Genomic DNA, 18,227 nt, shown 5'->3' with positions numbered 1-18,227 from the left:
CTGCCTTGATGACTCAGGATCGTGCTTCCTCGGAAGCTGCGAAGTCGGAGCGCTCCAGCAGCCACGACACGGCGATCCCGGCAATCAACCCCCAGAAGGCGGAGCCGATGTTCATGATCTCCACATCGGCCACGGTGACCACGAAGGTGATCAGGGCACCGAAGGTGAACCGGGTGCTGAACGCGGTCACGAACGAGCTTTGCAGCACCCGCAGCATCGCCAGCCCGCCCAGGGTGGCGATGAACGCGCCGGGTGTGGCCAGCATGAGATCGGTGAACAGGGGCGCGAACAATCCGAAGACGATCGCGAGCAGTCCGCAGGAAATCCCGGCGATGTAGTGGCGCGACCGCTCTCCCGATGCCGTCAGCAGGGCGTTCGTCGGACCGGTGAGGCATGTGGACACGGATCCGACGAAGGACGTCAGCACCGACCAGGCCCCGCAGGCGATGGCGACCATGTTGACCGGCGCGGGATGCCCCGCAGAGCGCAGCACCGCAGTTCCCTGCCCGTTCTGCACCACCAGCACCGTGATCGCCAGCGGAATGACCAGTTCGAGCATCGCCTGCCACGACCATTGCGGTGTCTGCACCATCGGGGAGGCGATCCACTGCACGGTCGTGGTCTCCGGAGCGAAACGCCCGGACATCGCCACCGCGACGCCGCCGATCAGCAGCGCGCCGATGATCGGTGGGATCCGCCGACCCAGCGAGCTGTGCCAACTCAGCAGCAGGAACAGCAGCACCATCGGGCCCGCGATCGCGATATCGCCGACCAATGCGTGCACGAGGTCGAGACCGAAGCTCAGAAACACTCCGGCGACCATGCCCATCACGATCGGCATCGGGATGGCCGACATCACCCGGCGTACCCATCCACTCAGCCCCAGCAGGAGAATCAACACCCCGGTGGCGAGAAAGGCACCGACCACTTCGGGCCAGCTCAGGTGGTCCAGAGCCGGGCCGACGAGCACGGTACCGGGGATCGTCCAGAAAAAGGACAACGGCTGCTGGTAGAACCAGCACGCCAGGACCGTGAGGATGCCGTTGATAAAAAAGACCCCGAAGATCCACGAGGCCAACTGGGCCTGTGCGAGACCGCCCTGACTGCCGACCGCGAGAATCACCGCGACCGGGCCGGTAGCCGCGAAGATCAGACCGACCAATCCATTGGCGAAATAACGTGCGCCGAAATCCCGTGCCATGTGACGCAAGGTGGGAAATGGTCGTGCGGGAGGCTCGAACAGGCGGTTTTCGCCGTCCGTCCGCTCCGTTTGATCGATGGTCATTATTCGCCTTGTCTTCGCCTCTCGCGCGCACCGAAACCACCGCCGAATCCGAGAGGTTCGGCGGTGGGGAGCGGGGTCGTCAGTGGGTGGGAGGTGGAGAGCCATCGGCACCGCGGACGGATGGCGATCCGGACGTGCTCGTCCACGGCGCCGGATGCGTGGAGGTCAGGAGTCCTGTTCCAGCAACGCGATGTCCGAAGGATGGGTGGCCAGCGGAGTCACCTCGATGTTCATGTACGGAAACAGCGGTAGCTGCGACAAGACCTCGTGCAGTCGGTCATTATCGTCCACGTCGAGGACGCTCAGGTTGGAGTACTGACCTGCGCACCGCCAGATGTGCGGCCACACTCCGGACTTCTGCAGCTTTTGCGAATAGGCCTTTTCCCGGGCGAGGATGTCGGCCTTGACATCCGGATCCATATCCGCAGGCAGGTGCACGTCCATTTTCACCGCAAACAGCACGGGTTACTCCTCCTCGGTCGGTACGATCGATCGTCGAAACGTGGTTATCCGATTCGGGAATCCCGGTGCGGGACGGCTGAGGTTTTGCCGCCTCGCACCGCTCTCCAAACCGATCCGTACCTTACTCAGGCAGGATCCAGCACGAAGTTGTAGGTCACCTCGTTGCCGGTTCCGTCGGCAGCCGGCGTCGGATTCAGGATCAGATTCGGCTTGACCGCCTGGGCGATGTCGTTGTCGACGTAGTCGCCGCCCTGGAAATACAACTGCGAAGTGATCAACTGGTGGTCCGGGGCGGAGACCTTCAGGTGCAGGTGCGCCGGGCGCCACGCATGCCAACCGGCAGCGGAGATGAGCTTGCCGCAGGCCCCGTCGTGCGGGATCTGGTACGGCGCGGGCTGGATCGTGTGAATCTTGAAGCGGCCCTGCTCGTCGGTCACGACGGTTCCGCGCAGGTTCCATTCCGGCAGTCCGGGAGCGTACTGGGAGTAGTAGCCGTAGTCGTCGGCGTGCCACATCTCCACGTGTGCCCCGCCCAGCGGCTGCCCGGAGGTGCTGGTGACCTGCCCCTGGAACAGCAGCGGAGTGCCGGGCTCGTCGTCGCGCATGGGCAGGGTTGCCTCGGCCTGGAATTCCGGCGAACCGGGAACGTAGTACGGGCCCTCGATGGAGCCCTGGGTTCCCTCCCGATCCTCGTTGGCGACCTCCTCGACCACGTGCTCGATCCACACGTCGAGGAACAGCGGCCACTCCCCGTCGAGGCCGACCTGGATCAGCCACGCCTTCAGCGCGTCGTACTCCTCGTAGGTGACCTTGTTGCGGCGGATGACCTCGTGCACCGCACCGATGACCTCGGTGGCCAGTTTGTCCACCCGCTCGGTGCTGCTGTCGGCGGCCACACCCTTCTCGAGGAAACGTTCGGTGGCGGAATTGCCCGAAGCCGCGGCGGTGGCGGTCTGCTCGGTGAGTTGTTCGGTCATTGCCCTACTCCTGTTTCTTCCTTCGGCAACCGTATTGCCTGTGTCTTCTTGGCGGGGTTCCCCGGCAAGCCCGGTCAGCGATCCTGGCGGTAGTGGGCGAGTTTGTCGGGGTCGATCTCGATGCCCAGACCTGCTCCCCGGCGGGCGAACAGGGTCCCGTCGATGATGCGGAGTGGCTCGGTCAGCAGGTCGTCGCTCATGTCCAGGAAATTGGACAGTTCTCCCGCCCGCTGCGCCGTCCGCTGGTACGCCGCGCCGAAGGCGACCGTGCACATCGTGCCGATCTGGCCGTCGACCTGATTGCCCATCACGACCTCCACGCCCAGTCCCTCACTTTGGAAGAGGATGCGCTGCGAGGTGGTGAACCCGGTCCGGGCGGTCTTGATGCTGATCGCGTTGGAGGCACCATCCAACAGCTCCCGGGTGACCTCTCCGGGGCGCGTGGCGCTCTCGTCGGCCACGACCGGAATTCGGCTCTGTTCGGCCAGCCAGCGCCGTCCCAGCACGTCGTCGGCCGGGCAAAGCTCCTCGGCCAGGGTCAGGTCCAGATCCTCCATGGCGCGCAGCGCCCGTGCCGACTCGGAGGCGGTCCATCCTCGGTTGCCGTCGATGTAGAGTTCGACGTCATCACCGAGCCCCCGTCGCAGTGCGCGACAGGCCTCGACGTCGAGCATGAACGGCTTGCGCCCCACCTTGACCTTGAAGGTCGTGATCCCGTACTGGCCACGGACGCGCTCGGCCGCGGCCACCATCTCCTCCGGCGGTGCGAAGCCCACCATGTGCGAAACCGCCATGCGATCGGCGTACCCGCCCAACAGTTCCGTCACCGGCAGATTCACGGACTTGCCGATGACGTCCCAGAGCGCCATGTCGATGGCGGACTTCGCCGCGGGGTTACCGATGGTCCGGTTCAGCCGGGCGTGGATGCCCTCCCGCTCCAGGGCCGACATGCCCACGATTTCCGGGGCGAAGATCCGGTGGATCACCGCGACGATGGACTCCTGGGTCTCGCCATAGGTGAACGGCCGCGGCGGGGCTTCCGCGATGCCGACCAGCCCCTCATCGGTGTGCACCCGAACCAGCACGTGATCGGCCGTGTGCACCTCTCCACTGGCAAAACGCAGCGGCTTCGTGTAGGGGATGGCGAAGGGAATCGCCTCAACTGCAGTGATCTTCACGGTCATCCTCAGGGGCTTCGGTGGTGATGAAGACGTTGTTGTCCTCGAGAGTGGTCAGCAGGTTCTCCAGGAGTGGAGAGGTGTCGTTGTCCCGCCAGGCAAGGGCGAGATCGACATTTTCGGTACCGTGGAGCGGTTTGAAGACGACTCCGTCCAGTGCGATGGCCCGGACCGAGTCCGGAACGAGAGCGACTCCGAGTCCGGCCGCCACCAGCGCCAGCAGAATGGACGTCTCGGCGACCTCGTGTTCACGGCGCGGGTAGAAACCCGCGGCCAGGCAACTGCGTACCACCGCATCGTTGACCACCGACCGGGAGGCAGCCGAATACAGGACGAAGTGCTCGGCTCGAAGGTCTCCCACGTTGACGGTGGGTTCCTCCACCAGCCAGTGGCTCTCCGGCAGCGCCAGCACCAGCGGCTCGCGGGCGATACGGCGGTAGGCGATGCCGGCTTCCCGGGTGGGCGGGCGGAGAACACCGACATCGATGCGGGATTCGCTCAAGGCGAGTTCCTGCGCCGGGGTGAGCATCTCCGAGTGGATCTCGAGAGCGACGCCGGGCATGTCCCGCTTCACGATCTGCGCGATCTCCGGCAGATGGCGATACGCGGCCAACCCGGTCAGCCCGAGGCGCAGCAGGCCATGACCGCCATCGGCGATGCGCTTCACCCGGCGCGTGGAGTCGTCCACGGATTGGAGGATGCGCAAGGCGTCGCCGTAGAAGGCCTCCCCGGCCCCGGTGAGATCGACCCGTCGCGTGGTCCGGGCGAACAGCTCGGCCCCCAGATCGGTCTCCAGTTGCCGGATCGCCTGAGACAGCGGGGGCTGGGCCATGTGCAAGCGCTCTGCCGCCTTGCCGAAGTGGCGCGTTTCGGCCACAGCGACGAAGTAGCGAAGATGCCTGAGTTCCACGGACTGCCTCCATACGGACAAGCACTACAGACAGCTGCTCTGGCGAGCACGGCACGGGCTTGCGTTGCCGAGGCCGCGTGTTCACTGCCGTGAGCGAAGCCCGAGTCTCTGCGCAAGATCGAGTTTGTCCTGTGCCGCCGGACACAACGGTACGTGTTCAGCCGAGTGTAAGCCACACCATTGAGTGACAACAAATACTCAGTCCCACATGATCCAGAGGCGCTGCATATTAAAAATGCCCTAGGCCAATACTGGGTAAATACCTGACGTGACAGTCGCCACCTCGGTGTGAAGGTATTGCGAACACATTGCCGGGAGGTTTCGTACTCCCAACGCCGAGCGACTCGGCGAGGGACTCGTACCGGATGGAGGGATGATGATCGAGACGTTGAACAATGCCCGCAGCATCCTCGACAACGCGGTGGAGGAAGACCACGAAAACGGGATCCGTCGGATCCGGCGCAACGTCTTCACCGACGAGGAACTCTTCGAGCTCGAGATGAAACACATCTTCGAGGGGAACTGGATCTACCTCGCCCACGAGAGCCAGATTCCGAATGTCGGCGACTACTTCACCACCTACATCGGCCGCCAGCCAATCGTCATCACTCGGGACAAGCAGGGCGAGCTCAACACGCTCATCAACGCCTGCAGTCACCGCGGCGCGATGATCTGCCGCCGCAAGACCGACAACCGCACCACACTGACCTGCCCGTTCCACGGGTGGACGTTCCGCAACGACGGCGCACTGCTCAAGGTCAAGGACCCGCGCGAAGCCGGCTACCCGGAGCAGTTCAAGAAAGACGGCTCCCACGACCTCACCAAGGTCGCCCGCTTCGAGAATTACCGGGGCTTTCTGTTCGGCAGCCTCAACCCGGACGTCAAGCCGCTGACCGAGCACCTCGGCGAGACCACCAAGATCATCGACATGCTCGTCGACCAGTCCCCCGAGGGGCTGGAGGTGCTGCGCGGTTCCTCCAGCTACACCTACGACGGCAACTGGAAGCTCCAGGCCGAGAACGGCGCGGACGGCTACCACGTCTCCGCCACGCACTGGAACTACGCCGCCACGACCGCACGTCGCGGCACCGGCGAGTCGAAGAACGAGACCGCCGCCCTGGACGCGGGCGGCTGGGGCAAGTCCGGCGGCGGCTACTGGTCCTTCGACAACGGGCACCTGTGCCTGTGGACCTGGACCGCGAACCCACAGGACCGTCCGCTGTGGAGCAGGATGGACGAGCTCAAGGAGGAGCACGGCGAGGCCAAGGGCGAGTTCATGGTCAAGGGCTCCCGCAACTTGTGCCTGTACCCGAACGTGTACCTGATGGACCAGTTCAGCACCCAGATCCGGCACTTCCGGCCGATCTCGGTGGACAAGACCGAGGTCACCATCTACTGCATCGCCCCGAAGGGGGAGAGCGCCGAGGCGCGGGCGCACCGGATCCGCCAGTACGAGGACTTCTTCAACGCCTCCGGTATGGCCACCCCGGACGACCTCGAGGAGTTCCGCTCCTGCCAGAAGACCTACCTGGCCACCGAGGCCCCGTACAACGACATGGCCCGCGGCATGACCCACGAGTTCTCCGGCCCGGACGAGGTGGCCGAGTCACTCGGCATGACCGGCGTCATCTCGGCAGGCAGGAAGAACGAGGACGAGGGCCTCTACCCCGTCCAGCACGGCCACTGGCTGCAGACCATGCGCGAAGCCGTGGCAGCAGAAGAGAAGTCCGTCGAGAACAACCGGTAAGGCTTTTCAGCAGCAGGAAGAAAGGCGATCACCATGACCGCAGTGGCCGATACCGCGACCGTGACCGTGGAGGACGTCCGGCAGTTCCTCTACCGCGAGGCCCGCTTTCTCGACGACCGCGAGTTCGAGACGTGGTTGGAGTGCTACCACCCGGACGTCGAGTTCTGGATGCCTGCCTGGGACGACAACGGCGAGCTCACCGAGGATCCCCAAACCGAGATCTCGCTGATCTACTACCCGAACAAGGGCGGCCTGGAGGACCGGGTGTTTCGCATCCGGACCGACCGCTCCGCGGCGACGAGCATGCCGGAGCCCCGAACCGGGCACAACATCACCAACGTGGAGATCCTCGAGCAGCGCGGCGACGTGGTCGACGTCCGGTTCAACTGGTTCACCCTGTACTACCGCTACCAGAACATCGACACGTACTTCGGGACCTCCCGCTACACGATCGATTTCTCGGGCGAGAGTCCGTTGATCACCCGCAAGAAGGTCGTTTTGAAGAACGACTACATCCATCACGTGGTGGACATCTATCACATCTGACCGTTTCACCCAGAGTGTTGTTCACGGGTCGCTTGGTTGCCTCTCGAAAGTTCGTCGAACTGCGATAGCAGGTACCACCCGGAACCCGTGAAAACGCTCCCCTTCTTTGTCGAATCGAGCTTTTCCATGACTCATCAGGTTGCCTTGAGTTTTGAGGACGGTGTTACCCGGTTTATCACCTGCGCGCCGCATGAGACCGTGGCCGATGCGTCGTACAAGGCGCGGATCAACATTCCCCTCGACTGCCGCGACGGTGCCTGCGGCACCTGCAAGTCGTTCTGCGAGTCCGGTGACTACGACGGCGGCGACTACATCGAGGACGCGCTCAGCGACGACGAGGCGGACCGGGGTTATGCTCTGCCGTGCCAGATGATGCCGCGCAGTGATCTCATCCTGCAGATTCCGACCACCTCGGAGGTGGCCAAAACGCAGGCGGCCACCCATGCGGCCGCGCTCACCGAGATCCGGCGCTTCTCCGAAACCACGGTCGGTTTCACGCTGGAGCTCGACGACCGCGATGCGCTGGCCTTCCTGCCCGGCCAGTACGTCAATGTGGGCGTTCCCGGTACCGAGTCCACGCGGTCCTACTCGTTCAGCAGCGGCCCCGAGGACAAGACCGTGTCCTTCCTGGTGCGCATCACCGAGGGCGGTCTCATGTCCGAGTACCTGCGCGATCGCGCGGAAGTCGGCGACAGGCTCGACCTCACCGGGCCGATGGGCGGTTTCTTCCTGCGCGAGCAGAAGCGCCCGATCCTGATGCTGGCCGGTGGCACCGGCCTGGCACCGCTGCTGTCGATGCTGGAGAAGCTGACCGGCGCCGAACTCGAGCACCCGATCCACCTGCTCTACGGCGTTTCCTCGGAAGCCGACCTGGTGGAGTTGGACAAGCTCCGGCACTATGCCGAGGTCATCGACGGGTTCACCTTCGACTACTGCATGTCCGACGAGGCAGGCAGCGCCCCCAGGAAGGGCTATGTCACCGACCACTTCGAGCCGCAGCACCTCAACGGTGGTGACGTCGACGTGTACTTGTGCGGTCCTCCCCCCATGGTCGAGGCGGTGCGCTCTCACCTGATCGCCGAGGGAATCACACCGGCGAACTTCTACTACGAGAAGTTCAACGTCGCCGCCGCCGAGGAGGCCGAGCCGGAAATGAGCGTGAGCCAGTGACCGAGCCGGTTTCTCCGCAGCGCTTCCGCGACAAGGTCGCCGTGGTCACCGGCGCGGCCCAGGGCATCGGCTTGGCCGTGGCCCGGCGTCTGGTCGCCGAATCGGCCTCGGTCGTGCTGGTGGACCGTTCCGAACTGGTCCACGAAGTGGCCGGGGAACTCCGGGAAAACGGGGGGCAGGCCCACGGCGTCATCGCCGATCTGGAGCAGTTCGCCGGGGCCGAGGCGGCAATGGCCGAAGCCCGGCAGCAGCACGGCCGCATCGACGTACTGATCAACAACGTGGGCGGCACCATCTGGATGCGACCGTACGAGCACTACGACGCGGACAAGATCCAGGCCGAGGTGCAGCGGTCTCTCTTCCCCACCCTGTGGACCTGTCGCGCCGTCCTGCCGTACCTCATCGAGCAGCGATCCGGAACGATCGTCAACGTCTCCTCCACGGCTACCCGGGGTATCAACCGGGTTCCTTACGCGGCTGCCAAGGGCGGGGTCAACGCGCTCACGGCGTCGCTGGCCATGGAAACCGCCCAGTACGGCATCCGTATCGCTGCCGCAGCCCCCGGTGGGACCGAGGCACCGCCCCGGCGCATCGCGCGCGGTCCGGACGGTGCGACCGAGCGGGAGAAGGCGTGGAATCGGCAAGTCGTCGACCAAACCGAGGACTCCGCACTGATGAAGCGCTACGGCACCCCGGAGGAACAGGCCGCTGCCATCCTGTTCCTGGCTTCCGACGAGGCCTCCTACATCACCGGGACGGTACTGCCCGTCGCCGGTGGTGATCTCGGATAGCACTGCTCTTCGGCCGCTGCCGATCCGATCGGATCGACTACTGTCGAGGGTGTGACGGACGGGGAAGGGCTGCGCAGCATGGTCGGCCGCAAGCGGGAACTCGCCGAACTCGAACGCATGCTCGCCGCCGTCCGCGACGGTCAACCGCGTACCGTCCTGGTGGAGGGCCCCTCGGGAATCGGCAAAACGACCCTGGTGGAGCAGTTTCTCGCCCACCACGGAGAGATTCGGACGTGCCGGGCCGATGGAGTGCCCTGGGAAGCCTCCCTGGAGTTCGGTGTGGCCGAACAGTTGGTGCGCGGCAGCGGGGATTCCGCCCCGCTGCCGCGTCCCGCCGAGCAACGGCTCTCGGATGCGATCAGCACGGGTATCCGTCTCCTGGAACTCTGGGCTCGAAGCCAGGAGCACGGGCCGCTGGTGGTCGTCGTCGACGATGCCCACTGGGCGGACATCGAATCCCTGCGAGCACTGTCGTCGGCGTTCCGGCGGATGGCCACGGAGAAGGTCCTGGTCGTTCTGATCGCCGATCAGGACGGACAGGAAGCATCCGCCGAGGACGTGCACGACTTCCTCGCCGGCTACCGAGGTTCTCGCATCCGGGTCGCCCCCTTGACGCCCACGGAGACGCAGACTCTGGCGATCCAGGGGGCCGGGGTGGACCTGACCGTTCCCGCCGCGCAGCGGCTGTCGGAACACACTCGGGGCAATCCGCTGCACACCAGGCAATTGTTGCAGGAGGCTCCGGCCGAGAGCGTGCAGGAATGGCAGCCGACACTGCCCGCACCGCGGGCACTGGCAGGCAGCGTGGTACGCACCATGCGTGCCTGCGGTCCGTCGGCACGCGCCCTGATCGAATCCGCCGCTGTCCTGGGCGAAGCCATGTCCTTTGCCGAGGCTGCCGAACTGGCGAATGTCGAGGAACCGGTCGCGGCCCTGGACGAGGCCAGCAAGGCCGGCCTGCTGACCATCGGCAGTGGCTACGGCATGACCACACTCGTCTTCCCCTCACCCCTGGTACGGGCCGCCGCCTATGCCGACCTGCAACCGCTGCGGCGCCATGAGTTGCATCGGAAGGCAGCCGGAATCGTGGGGGACGAAAGCACCCGATTGATGCATCGAGTGGCGGTCACCCCGTTCGCCGATGCGGAACTCGCCGATGAACTCGATGCGTTCGCCTCGCGGCAGGCCGCTCAGGGGGCCTGGTCCGCTGTGGGAAACGCGTTGATCAATGCCAGTCGCCTCAGTCCCGCCAGGGCGGACCGCGAGCACCGGATGGTCCGGGCCGTCGACGCCCTGGTGGGTGCGGGAAACGTGCCACAGGCGCTCGCGTTCTCACCGGCCATCGAAAGCTTTCCGCCCAGCGCCCTCCGCGATGCCGTGCTCGGGTATCTCGCGATTCTGCTCGGCCGCCCGGACGAAGCCGAACTGCTGCTGACTGGTGCCTGGCAACGGTGCGACCCGAAGCGGGAACCGGATACGGCTGCCCTGATCTGTCAGCGCCGGGTACTGCATTCGATGAGCCGCTGGCATGGTCCGGACCTGGTCACCTGGGGACACCGTGCTGTGGAACTGGTGTCCCCCGACGATCCCTCGGCCATCGAGTCGGAAGCCATCATGGGACTCGGTCTGGCCGCGGACGGCCGGATCCAGGAAGCCAAGGATGCTTACCGGGAGGTCTCGGCGAAGGTCAGCGCCGGAGCCCAGTCGCAGCGGGTGCAGATGGGCAAGGGCTGGCTGGACCTCGCCCTCGATGACCCGCAGACGGCGCGCAGGGAACTGGAAGGCGCCGTGCCCACGCGATACCGGCGGGGTTCCACGCGGATCTCCTTGTGGGCACAAGCCTGGCTGGCCCGCACGGAATTCGCACTCGGCGACTGGGACGACGCCATACACACCGTCGACCGCGCCGTGGCTCAGCTGGACCACGCGGGATTGGAACTGGCGCGCCCGCTGGTGCACTGGACCGGAGCACAGACCCATGCTCTGCGAGGAAATTGGGAAGCCGCACAGGAGCACCTGCGACGTGGCGCGGCGGCCACGCACAACTACACGATCATGCTGGTGCCCGACTGCCTGGCGCGGGCCCAGTGTGCCGAAGCCCGGGCCGACTACGAAACCGTCATCCGCTCCTTGGCACCCCTGGTGCAACTGCAACCGCGACGAGGGATCGACGAGCCGGGATTCTGGCCCTGGCACGACGTCTACGCCAATGCGTTGGTCATGGCCAACCGGGTCGATGAGGCCGACACCTTTCTGGCACCGTACGAAGCCTTGGCAGCAGAGCGTGGACACCGCTCCACCCGGGCACGGCTGGGTTACGTACGCGGACGCATCGCGGGCACAACAGGCGATATCGAGGCGGCGCGAGCCTCCTTCGAAAGTTCTCTGGATCAGCTTCGGAGCTTACCGCTGCCCTACGAGCAGGCGCGGGTGAACTTCGCCTACGGGCAGACACTACGACGAGCAGGCAAACGCCGGGAAGCCGATGACGTGCTGCAGAGGGCCCGGGAATCCTATGTGGCCCTGGGCGCGCAAGCCTATGTCGAGCGCTGTGACCGCGAACTGAAGGCGGGCGGGGTGAAGGCGGGCGGGGTGAAGGCAGGCGGAATGAAGGCCCCCCGGACCGACCCCGATCTCACCCGATTCACGGCCCAGGAACAGGCCGTGGCCGAACTCGTTGCCGCGGGCAGGAGCAACAAGCAGGTGGCCGTGGAGTTGTTCCTGTCGGTGAAGACGGTGCAGTTCCACCTCACGCGGATCTACGCCAAGCTGGGCATCGGCTCGCGCGGGGAACTCGCCGCCTGCTTCCGCGACGAGTTCGGCGACAAGAGGTAGGTCCGTCCTCCCACGGATACGGGCCGATCCCCGCTCACCGGGCGGCTCCCCGCGTTGCCGACGGCGGCGCCTCCCCTCACCTTCACCGCGGATCCGTTGAAGCATTTCTTTATTGACATCTTCAATCGTTGGTGTTTACCTGTGATTCACGGCATGAGTACCACCAGTGACCCATCCGGCCACTGCGTCCCTGTGCCGACCGCACCGAACCGGTCCGCAGCAGGTCCGGGGAACGCCACGCACGAGGAGCAGAGGACATGAGTTCGGTCTCGCTGCAGCGGACGATCTTCGAGGACGACCACGAGGCGTTTCGTGAGACCGCACGCGCCTTCGCCGAACGCGAGGTCGCTCCCCAGCTGGAGAAGTGGTCCGAACAAGGGCACGTCGACCGTGCGGTCTACCGCCGCGCGGGCGAACTGGGGTTGCTCGGCATCAGCGCCGACGAAAAGGACAACGGCGGCGGAGTCGACGACTTCCGGTTCAACGCCGTGCTCATCGAGGAGATCGCCCGAGTCGGCGCCACCGCGGTGGCGATGAACCTCAGTGGTTTCAACGACCTCGTGGCGCCCTATCTGATCTCCCTGGCCGACGACGAGCAGAAGCAGCGCTGGTTGGCGCCCCTGTGCTCCGGAGAACTCGTCGGTGCTCTGGCGATGACCGAACCCGAGGCAGGCAGCGATCTCGCCGCCATCGCCACCACGGCGATGGCCGACGGCGACGACCTCATCCTCAACGGGTCCAAGACGTTCATCAGCAATGGCATGATCGCCGACGTCTTCATCGTCGTGGCGCGTACCGACCCGTCCGCCGGACGCCGGGGGATGAGCCTCGTTCTCGTCGATGCGGACACCCCCGGCTTCACCCGTAGTGGCCCCCTGCGCAAAGTGGGTCTTTCCGCCCAGGACACCGCCGAGCTCACCTTCGACGACGCTCGCGTGCCGCGCGCCAACGTCCTCGGCGAGGAGAACAAGGGATTCGGCTACCTGCGGGGCAATCTGCCGCAGGAACGACTCAGCGTGGCGGTCACCGCGATGGCAGCCATGCGACGCACCTTCGAGCAGGCGCTGAACCACAGCTGCGACCGCAGGGCCTTCGGCCAGCGGATCGCCGATTTCCAGGCCAATCGCTTCTACCTCGCCGAACTCGCCACCGAGATCGAGATCGCTCAGGCCTTCGTCGACCGCTGTCTGCTCGATGCGTCCACCGGAAGCCTCGACGAGGTCACCGCGGCGATGGCCAAGTGGTGGGTGACCGAACTGCAGCAGAAAGTCGTCGGCCGCTGCCTGCAACTACACGGTGGCTACGGCTTCATGAAGGAATACGACGTCGCCCAGGACTATCTCGATTCCCGCGGCGGAACTCTGTATGCGGGCACCACCGAAATCATGAAGGAAATCATCGGCCGCAAGCTGACCAAGCAGTAACCCCGACAGCAGTCTCGGCGTAGCCCCGCAGCAGCTCCGGCAGTAGCCGAATTCCCCGGCAAGGAGGCACGAACATGCACAACGAAGGCGTGGGGTCCTGGCCCTACCGGCGGGTCCGCCTGGAACCCGGGAAGACCGCGATCACGTTCCGCGCGGAAAGTCGGACCTACACCCAGCTCGACGACCGGGTGACGCGCCTGGCGCATGCCCTGCGCGATCTCGGTGTCGGCAAGGGTGATCGCGTGGCATTGCTGAGCAGGAACCATCCCTCCTACCTCGAGGCGCTGTTCGCCTCGGGCCTGCTGGGGGCGATCTTCGTCCCCCTCAATGCGCGCCTGACGACTCCCGAGATCGCGTTCTCCCTGCAAGACGCGGGCGTCTCGGTGTTCATCCACTCCGCCGAGCTGACCGAGGTCGGCACCGCAGCCGCCGAGCAGGCCGAAGCACCACAGCGGGTCGTCGTCGACGGCGCGCCCGATACCGGCGCGGTGGGTTACGAGGAGATCATCGCCGGTGCCGACACGGCACGCATCGACGAGCCCGTCTCCCACGACGACCCGTGCTTCATCATGTACACCTCCGGCACCACCGGACGCCCCAAGGGTGTGGTGCTCACCCACGGCAACATCGTGTTCTCCGTGATGAACGCGGTCATCGACATGGACCTGCTCAGTGACGAGGTGTCGCTGGTCTGCGCGCCGCTGTTTCACACCGCGGCCCTGGACTTCGTCGCGCTGCCCACCCTGCTCAAGGGCGGCACCGTGTGCATCGAGGAGGGCTTCGACGCCGAGCGGGTGCTGAACGTCATCGAGCGCGAGGGCATCACCTACCTGTTCGGCGCGCCGACGATGTGCGACACCCTCAGCAGCCACCCGAACTGGGACGCGACGGATCTGTCGGCGATCCGCCGGATGATCGTCGCCGCCGCGCCGGTCCCGCCGCGGACACTGCGCACCTACGCCGACCGCGGCATCAAGCTGTGCCAGGGCTACGGCCTCACCGAGACCGGTCCGGGCGCGCTCATCCTCACCCCCGACAACGTCGAGCGAAAGCTGGGCACCGCCGGTGTTGCCCACTTCTTCACCGACGTCCGCCTGGCCGACCCGGCAGGCTCTCCGGTCGCCCCCGGGGAGCGCGGTGAGATCCAAATCTGCGGCCCCAACGTCATGCGGAAGTACTGGAACCGTCCGGACGCCACCGCCGAGTCCTTCGCCGACGGGGACTGGTTCCGCTCCGGAGATGTCGGGGTCGCCGACGAGGACGGCTTCGTGACCGTCGTCGACCGGATGAAGGACATGATCATCTCCGGTGGCGAGAACATCTACCCCGCCGAGGTGGAGGCTGCGCTGCTGGACCTGCCCGGCGTGGCCGGCTGCGCGGTTTTCGGCGTTCCCGACGAGAAGTGGGGTGAGGTCGGCCGCGCTGCCGTCACCCTCGAAAACGGTGCCCGCCTGTCCGAGCAGGACATGGTCGATTTCCTCACCGAACGCCTCGCCAAGTACAAGATCCCCAAATCGTTCCTCATTCTCGACGAGATTCCACGCAACGCCAGCGGCAAGATCCGCAAGCACGAGCTCCGCGAGCACTACGCCGGATAACATCCGCTACCGACGGACCCACCACATTCCCGAAAAATCCTCGGGATTTCTTTGCTCGGCATCCGCTCTCGCGCCCAATCCTGCCCAAAAACATCCTCCGCCACTCGGGAGCACCAATGACGGTCACCGATGTCGCCGCCGCCATGCCGGCCGCGCAACGCAGAAAAGAAATCCGAAGAGTCGTGCTGTCGAGCTACCTCGGAAGCACGATCGAGTTCTACGATTTCCTGCTTTACTCCACCGCCGCCTCACTCGTCTTCGGCCCGGTTTTCTTCGCCAATCTCGCCCCACTGGCAGCCACAGTGGCCTCCTACGGAACTTTCGCCGCCGGGTATCTCGCGCGTCCACTCGGCGGCGCGGTGCTCGGCCACTTCGGGGATCGCCTCGGACGCAAGAGGATACTGGTCCTCGCGATGACCATCATGGGCATGGCCTCCTTTTTCATCGGCCTCATCCCACCGTCCTCGGTCATCGGCTCCTGGGGAGCGATCATTCTGGTGCTGCTCCGGATCTGCCAGGGTATCGCCGTCGGAGGCGAATGGGGTGGCGCCGCGCTGATGGCCCTGGAACATTCGGAGAAAAAGCGGCGCGGGTTCGCCGCGTCATTCACCAACGCAGGCGCCCCCACCGGTGCGGTGCTGGGCACGCTGATGATGGGCATCTTCTCCTCGTTGCCCGAGGAACAGTTCATGTCCTGGGGCTGGCGCGTCCCGTTCCTGCTCTCCGCGCTGCTACTGACCGTGGGCCTGTTCGTGCGCTCGCGGGTGTCGGAGAGCCCGATTTTCCAGGCTGCGATGGAGCAGCCCACCGAGAAGAAACCGTCCGTCCCGATCCTGCAGGTGCTCCGCAGACCGAAGAACCTGCTGCTGACCGCTTTCGGCAGCAGCGCCATGTTCGCCCTGCAGGTCATGCTGGCGACCTTCGCGATCACCTACGCGGTGGATCAAGGATCCAATCAGCAAATGGTGCTGTTCTGCTTCGCGCTGACGTCCTTCACCCAGATCTTCACCGTCGTCGCGTGTGGCCGCCTGTCCGACTCCGTGGGGCGGCGCCCCGTCATGATCGGCGGGATCGTCCTGTTCGTTGCCCTGCTGTATCCGATGCTGCAGTGGTGGGCCTCGGGCGATGTGCTGCTCGTCCTCCTGGCCTTCTTCCTCGGCAAGACCTGCTTGGGTCTGACATACGGTCCGATGGCCGCCTTCATCTCCGAGCAGTTCGGCACCACGGCCCGCTACACGGGTGCCTCCCTGGGCTATCAGCTCGCGACGCTGCTCGGCGCGGGCCTGACCCCGATGATCCTCACCTCGCTGTATGCCTCCTCCGGCCGGAACGTCATGTCCGTCGTGGGTTTTCTGGCCGCCGTGGGCCTGGTCAGTGCGGTGGCCATCCTCATCACCCGAGAGAGCAAAGACAACGAACTCACCAACGAGAACCTCTAGCAACGACGGCGATCAGGTTCAGCACGAGCCGGAATCCCAGAAAGGTGGGACATGAACTCGAAGTCACGGGTGAGTCGGCGCGCGATGCTGCGTGGGTCGGTCACCGCAGGGACTGCCACAGCGCTGTCGCTTACAGCAGGATCCGCGGCTGCTGCAGCAGGTTCATCGCTGCCCGGCCCGCTTGAGGCACATACCAAAGTGGTGTTGCTCGGCACCGCCGGTGGACCCTTTCCCGCCCAGGGCCGCAACGGGATCGCCTCGGCGGTGGCCGTCGGTGCTCGAACCTACCTGGTGGATGCAGGTCAGGCTGCCACTCATCAACTGTTCCGGTCCGGGCTGCCGGACGACTCGGTGCGGGGCGTGTTCGTCACGCACCTGCATTCGGACCACATCGCCGACTTGTACAACCTGGTCTGGCTGAACTGGGCGCCGCAACAACCGGGGGAAACCTCCCCCACCGTAGAAGTGTTCGGCCCCGGCAGGGCCAGTGGGCTGCCGGACAGCGGCTCGGATTCCCCTGCTTCCACGGTCAATCCGGAGAATCCGACACCGGGCACCGTCGACTACTTCACCAGTTCGATCGCCGCCACCGCCTACGATGTCAACGAGCGCATGCGCGATACGGAACGTCGCGACATTCGCGAGGCGTTCCGCGCCCACGACATCACCGTGCCGGAGGTCGGCGCCGGCCACGCGGGACCGTTTGCCCCACCGATGGAACCGTGGACGGTCCACTCCGACGAGGCCGTCACGGTGAGTGCAATCCTAGTGGATCATCGACCGGTGTATCCGGCGTTCGCGTTCCGCTTCGATACTGCCGAAGGGTCGGTGGTGTTCAGCGGAGACACCACACGTTGCGATAACGTCGTCCGCTTGGCCCGTGGCGCCGATGTGCTGGTGCACGAGGTCATCGACCTCGATCACTACGCCGATCAGGACATGCCACCGAAAAAGAGGGAGCACCTACGCAAGTCGCACACCGACGTCAACGAAGTCGGAGAGTTGGCCGCAGCGGCCGGGGTGCGCACTCTCGTACTCGATCACCTGGTGCCCGCGGACGTGACCGCGGTCTCCGATCGGGAATGGAAGCGCAAGGCACAACAGGGGTTCGAGGGTGAGGTTGTGGTCGGCCGGGATCCGATGGAGATCGCAGTTGGTGAACGAATGCCACCGCGACGTTGAGCTGCTGCCGATGAGCCCGACCACCACACCGGTGAAGCGGCTCTCCGACCACCACGGCCCGCCCACGGGATTCCCGGTGCTCGTGCTGACGTCACTGTTGTCGTGAGCGCGAGCACCGGCCGTCACTCCCCCGCTGTGGAGGTTTCGGCTTCGTGTTCGGTGGGGGTTTCGTCGGGGAAGGCGATCTGCTGCAGCACGTGTCGCAGCCGGTCGAGATCACCTTGGGGGATGCGGGCGAAGTAGCCGCTGTGGGCCTGGTCCACGAGTTGCTGGGCCTGGCTGCGGACCTGACAGCCCTGCTCGGTGGCGACGATGAGTTTGTTGCGGCGGTCGGCCGGGTCCGGGGTGCGAGTGACCAGTCCTCGGCTTTCCAACTCATCGACCAGGGCCACGACCTGGCTGGGGTCCAGTCCCATCAGCACGGCCAGGCGCCGCTGGGTCACTCCGGCACCGTCCTCGCCGGTCAGGGCCAGCACCGAGTAGGACCGCACTCGCAGCCCCAGCGGAGCCAGCGCGTCACTGACCGACCGGGCCACCACACCGCTGGCCCGAGACAGCAGAAAGCCGAGGTCGTCGGCCAAGGAATGATTCACACTCATCCGGCACCTTCCCGTTCGTACCGCGCACACTACATCATCCATCAATCATTGACATCCTCAATAGTAGTTGCTTTCATTTAAATT

General features: G+C 65.4%; 14 protein-coding genes and 1 pseudogene. 9 read left to right on the top strand and 6 right to left on the bottom strand.

Features of this window, described 5'->3' with window-relative positions; genetic code table 11:
* Nucleotides 1-13: 13 nt before the first annotated feature.
* The 5 genes from JOF55_RS22340 to JOF55_RS22320 all read right to left on the bottom strand — a co-directional run bounded on the left by JOF55_RS22340 (nt 14) and on the right by JOF55_RS22320 (nt 4,812).
* Nucleotides 14-1,285 carry a benzoate/H(+) symporter BenE family transporter gene (locus tag JOF55_RS22340; protein ID WP_374727327.1) on the bottom strand — a complete coding sequence of 424 codons (1,272 nt, stop codon included), beginning with the start codon at nt 1,283-1,285 and terminating at the stop codon, nt 14-16.
* Nucleotides 1,286-1,450: 165 nt separating this feature from the next.
* Nucleotides 1,451-1,747: a muconolactone Delta-isomerase gene (gene catC, locus JOF55_RS22335; RefSeq protein WP_310277906.1), complete on the bottom strand. Its 297-nt coding sequence runs from the start codon at nt 1,745-1,747 to the stop codon at nt 1,451-1,453.
* Nucleotides 1,748-1,872: 125 nt separating this feature from the next.
* Nucleotides 1,873-2,724 (bottom strand): catechol 1,2-dioxygenase, encoded by an 852-nt coding sequence (catA, locus tag JOF55_RS22330; RefSeq protein WP_310277904.1) that lies wholly within the window; start codon nt 2,722-2,724, stop codon nt 1,873-1,875.
* 74 nt (nt 2,725-2,798) lie between these two features.
* On the bottom strand, nt 2,799-3,902 hold the full coding sequence (locus JOF55_RS22325) for a mandelate racemase/muconate lactonizing enzyme family protein (protein ID WP_374727326.1): 1,104 nt from the start codon (nt 3,900-3,902) through the stop codon (nt 2,799-2,801).
* Nucleotides 3,883-4,812, bottom strand: a complete 930-nt coding sequence (locus JOF55_RS22320; RefSeq protein WP_310277899.1) for a LysR substrate-binding domain-containing protein — start codon at nt 4,810-4,812, stop codon at nt 3,883-3,885. The genes JOF55_RS22325 and JOF55_RS22320 overlap by 20 nt, the downstream gene beginning before the upstream one ends.
* A 376-nt stretch (nt 4,813-5,188) precedes the next feature.
* Between JOF55_RS22320 and benA the strand changes: the two genes are divergently transcribed.
* The 9 genes and pseudogenes from benA (at nt 5,189) to JOF55_RS22275 (ending at nt 17,544) form a co-directional block, all read left to right on the top strand.
* Nucleotides 5,189-6,559, top strand: coding sequence for a benzoate 1,2-dioxygenase large subunit (gene benA / locus JOF55_RS22315; protein WP_310277896.1), 1,371 nt, complete (start codon nt 5,189-5,191; stop codon nt 6,557-6,559).
* 33 nt (nt 6,560-6,592) lie between these two features.
* The gene (gene benB / locus JOF55_RS22310; RefSeq protein ID WP_310277894.1) at nt 6,593-7,105 is read left to right on the top strand and encodes a benzoate 1,2-dioxygenase small subunit; all 513 of its coding nucleotides are present in this window, start codon (nt 6,593-6,595) and stop codon (nt 7,103-7,105) included.
* Nucleotides 7,106-7,231: 126 nt separating this feature from the next.
* A pseudogene (gene benC / locus JOF55_RS22305) lies at nt 7,232-8,236 on the top strand (benzoate 1,2-dioxygenase electron transfer component BenC); the annotation flags it as partial.
* 35 nt (nt 8,237-8,271) lie between these two features.
* Nucleotides 8,272-9,066: a 1,6-dihydroxycyclohexa-2,4-diene-1-carboxylate dehydrogenase gene (locus JOF55_RS22300; RefSeq protein ID WP_310277887.1), complete on the top strand. Its 795-nt coding sequence runs from the start codon at nt 8,272-8,274 to the stop codon at nt 9,064-9,066.
* Nucleotides 9,067-9,144: 78 nt separating this feature from the next.
* Nucleotides 9,145-11,901, top strand: coding sequence for a helix-turn-helix transcriptional regulator (locus tag JOF55_RS22295; protein WP_374727586.1), 2,757 nt, complete (start codon nt 9,145-9,147; stop codon nt 11,899-11,901).
* A gap of 257 nt (nt 11,902-12,158) precedes the next feature.
* Nucleotides 12,159-13,325: an acyl-CoA dehydrogenase family protein gene (locus JOF55_RS22290; RefSeq protein ID WP_310277882.1), complete on the top strand. Its 1,167-nt coding sequence runs from the start codon at nt 12,159-12,161 to the stop codon at nt 13,323-13,325.
* Between the two features lie 74 nt (nt 13,326-13,399).
* Nucleotides 13,400-14,923, top strand: a complete 1,524-nt coding sequence (locus JOF55_RS22285; RefSeq protein WP_310277880.1) for an acyl-CoA synthetase — start codon at nt 13,400-13,402, stop codon at nt 14,921-14,923.
* Nucleotides 14,924-15,039: 116 nt separating this feature from the next.
* On the top strand, nt 15,040-16,362 hold the full coding sequence (locus tag JOF55_RS22280; RefSeq protein WP_310277876.1) for an MFS transporter: 1,323 nt from the start codon (nt 15,040-15,042) through the stop codon (nt 16,360-16,362).
* A 51-nt stretch (nt 16,363-16,413) separates the two neighbouring features.
* Nucleotides 16,414-17,544 (top strand): MBL fold metallo-hydrolase, encoded by a 1,131-nt coding sequence (locus JOF55_RS22275; protein WP_310277873.1) that lies wholly within the window; start codon nt 16,414-16,416, stop codon nt 17,542-17,544.
* Nucleotides 17,545-17,666: 122 nt separating this feature from the next.
* On the opposite strand, the gene JOF55_RS22270 is transcribed toward JOF55_RS22275, so the two are convergent.
* Nucleotides 17,667-18,143, bottom strand: a complete 477-nt coding sequence (locus tag JOF55_RS22270) for a MarR family winged helix-turn-helix transcriptional regulator (protein ID WP_310277870.1) — start codon at nt 18,141-18,143, stop codon at nt 17,667-17,669.
* Between the last annotated feature and the right edge of the window lie 84 nt (nt 18,144-18,227).

It is taken from the genome of Haloactinomyces albus (assembly GCF_031458135.1).
In the GTDB taxonomy this organism is placed as follows: Bacteria; Actinomycetota; Actinomycetes; order Mycobacteriales; family Pseudonocardiaceae; genus Haloactinomyces; species Haloactinomyces albus.
Note: the sequence above shows the minus strand (reverse complement) of the source record. Positions and strands in the feature narration are given on the sequence as shown.

What these genes read in the sequence shown, in the direction of transcription:
- benB (WP_310277894.1), top strand. Translation starts at nt 6,593, where the DNA reads ATGACCGCAGTGGCCGATACCGCGACCGTGACCGTGGAGGACGTCCGG.
- JOF55_RS22275 (WP_310277873.1), top strand. Translation starts at nt 16,414, where the DNA reads ATGAACTCGAAGTCACGGGTGAGTCGGCGCGCGATGCTGCGTGGGTCG.
- JOF55_RS22270 (WP_310277870.1), bottom strand. Translation starts at nt 18,143, where the DNA reads ATGAGTGTGAATCATTCCTTGGCCGACGACCTCGGCTTTCTGCTGTCT.
- catA (WP_310277904.1), bottom strand. Translation starts at nt 2,724, where the DNA reads ATGACCGAACAACTCACCGAGCAGACCGCCACCGCCGCGGCTTCGGGC.
- JOF55_RS22280 (WP_310277876.1), top strand. Translation starts at nt 15,040, where the DNA reads ATGACGGTCACCGATGTCGCCGCCGCCATGCCGGCCGCGCAACGCAGA.
- JOF55_RS22290 (WP_310277882.1), top strand. Translation starts at nt 12,159, where the DNA reads ATGAGTTCGGTCTCGCTGCAGCGGACGATCTTCGAGGACGACCACGAG.
- JOF55_RS22295 (WP_374727586.1), top strand. Translation starts at nt 9,145, where the DNA reads ATGGTCGGCCGCAAGCGGGAACTCGCCGAACTCGAACGCATGCTCGCC.
- JOF55_RS22340 (WP_374727327.1), bottom strand. Translation starts at nt 1,285, where the DNA reads ATGACCATCGATCAAACGGAGCGGACGGACGGCGAAAACCGCCTGTTC.
- benA (WP_310277896.1), top strand. Translation starts at nt 5,189, where the DNA reads ATGATCGAGACGTTGAACAATGCCCGCAGCATCCTCGACAACGCGGTG.
- JOF55_RS22285 (WP_310277880.1), top strand. Translation starts at nt 13,400, where the DNA reads ATGCACAACGAAGGCGTGGGGTCCTGGCCCTACCGGCGGGTCCGCCTG.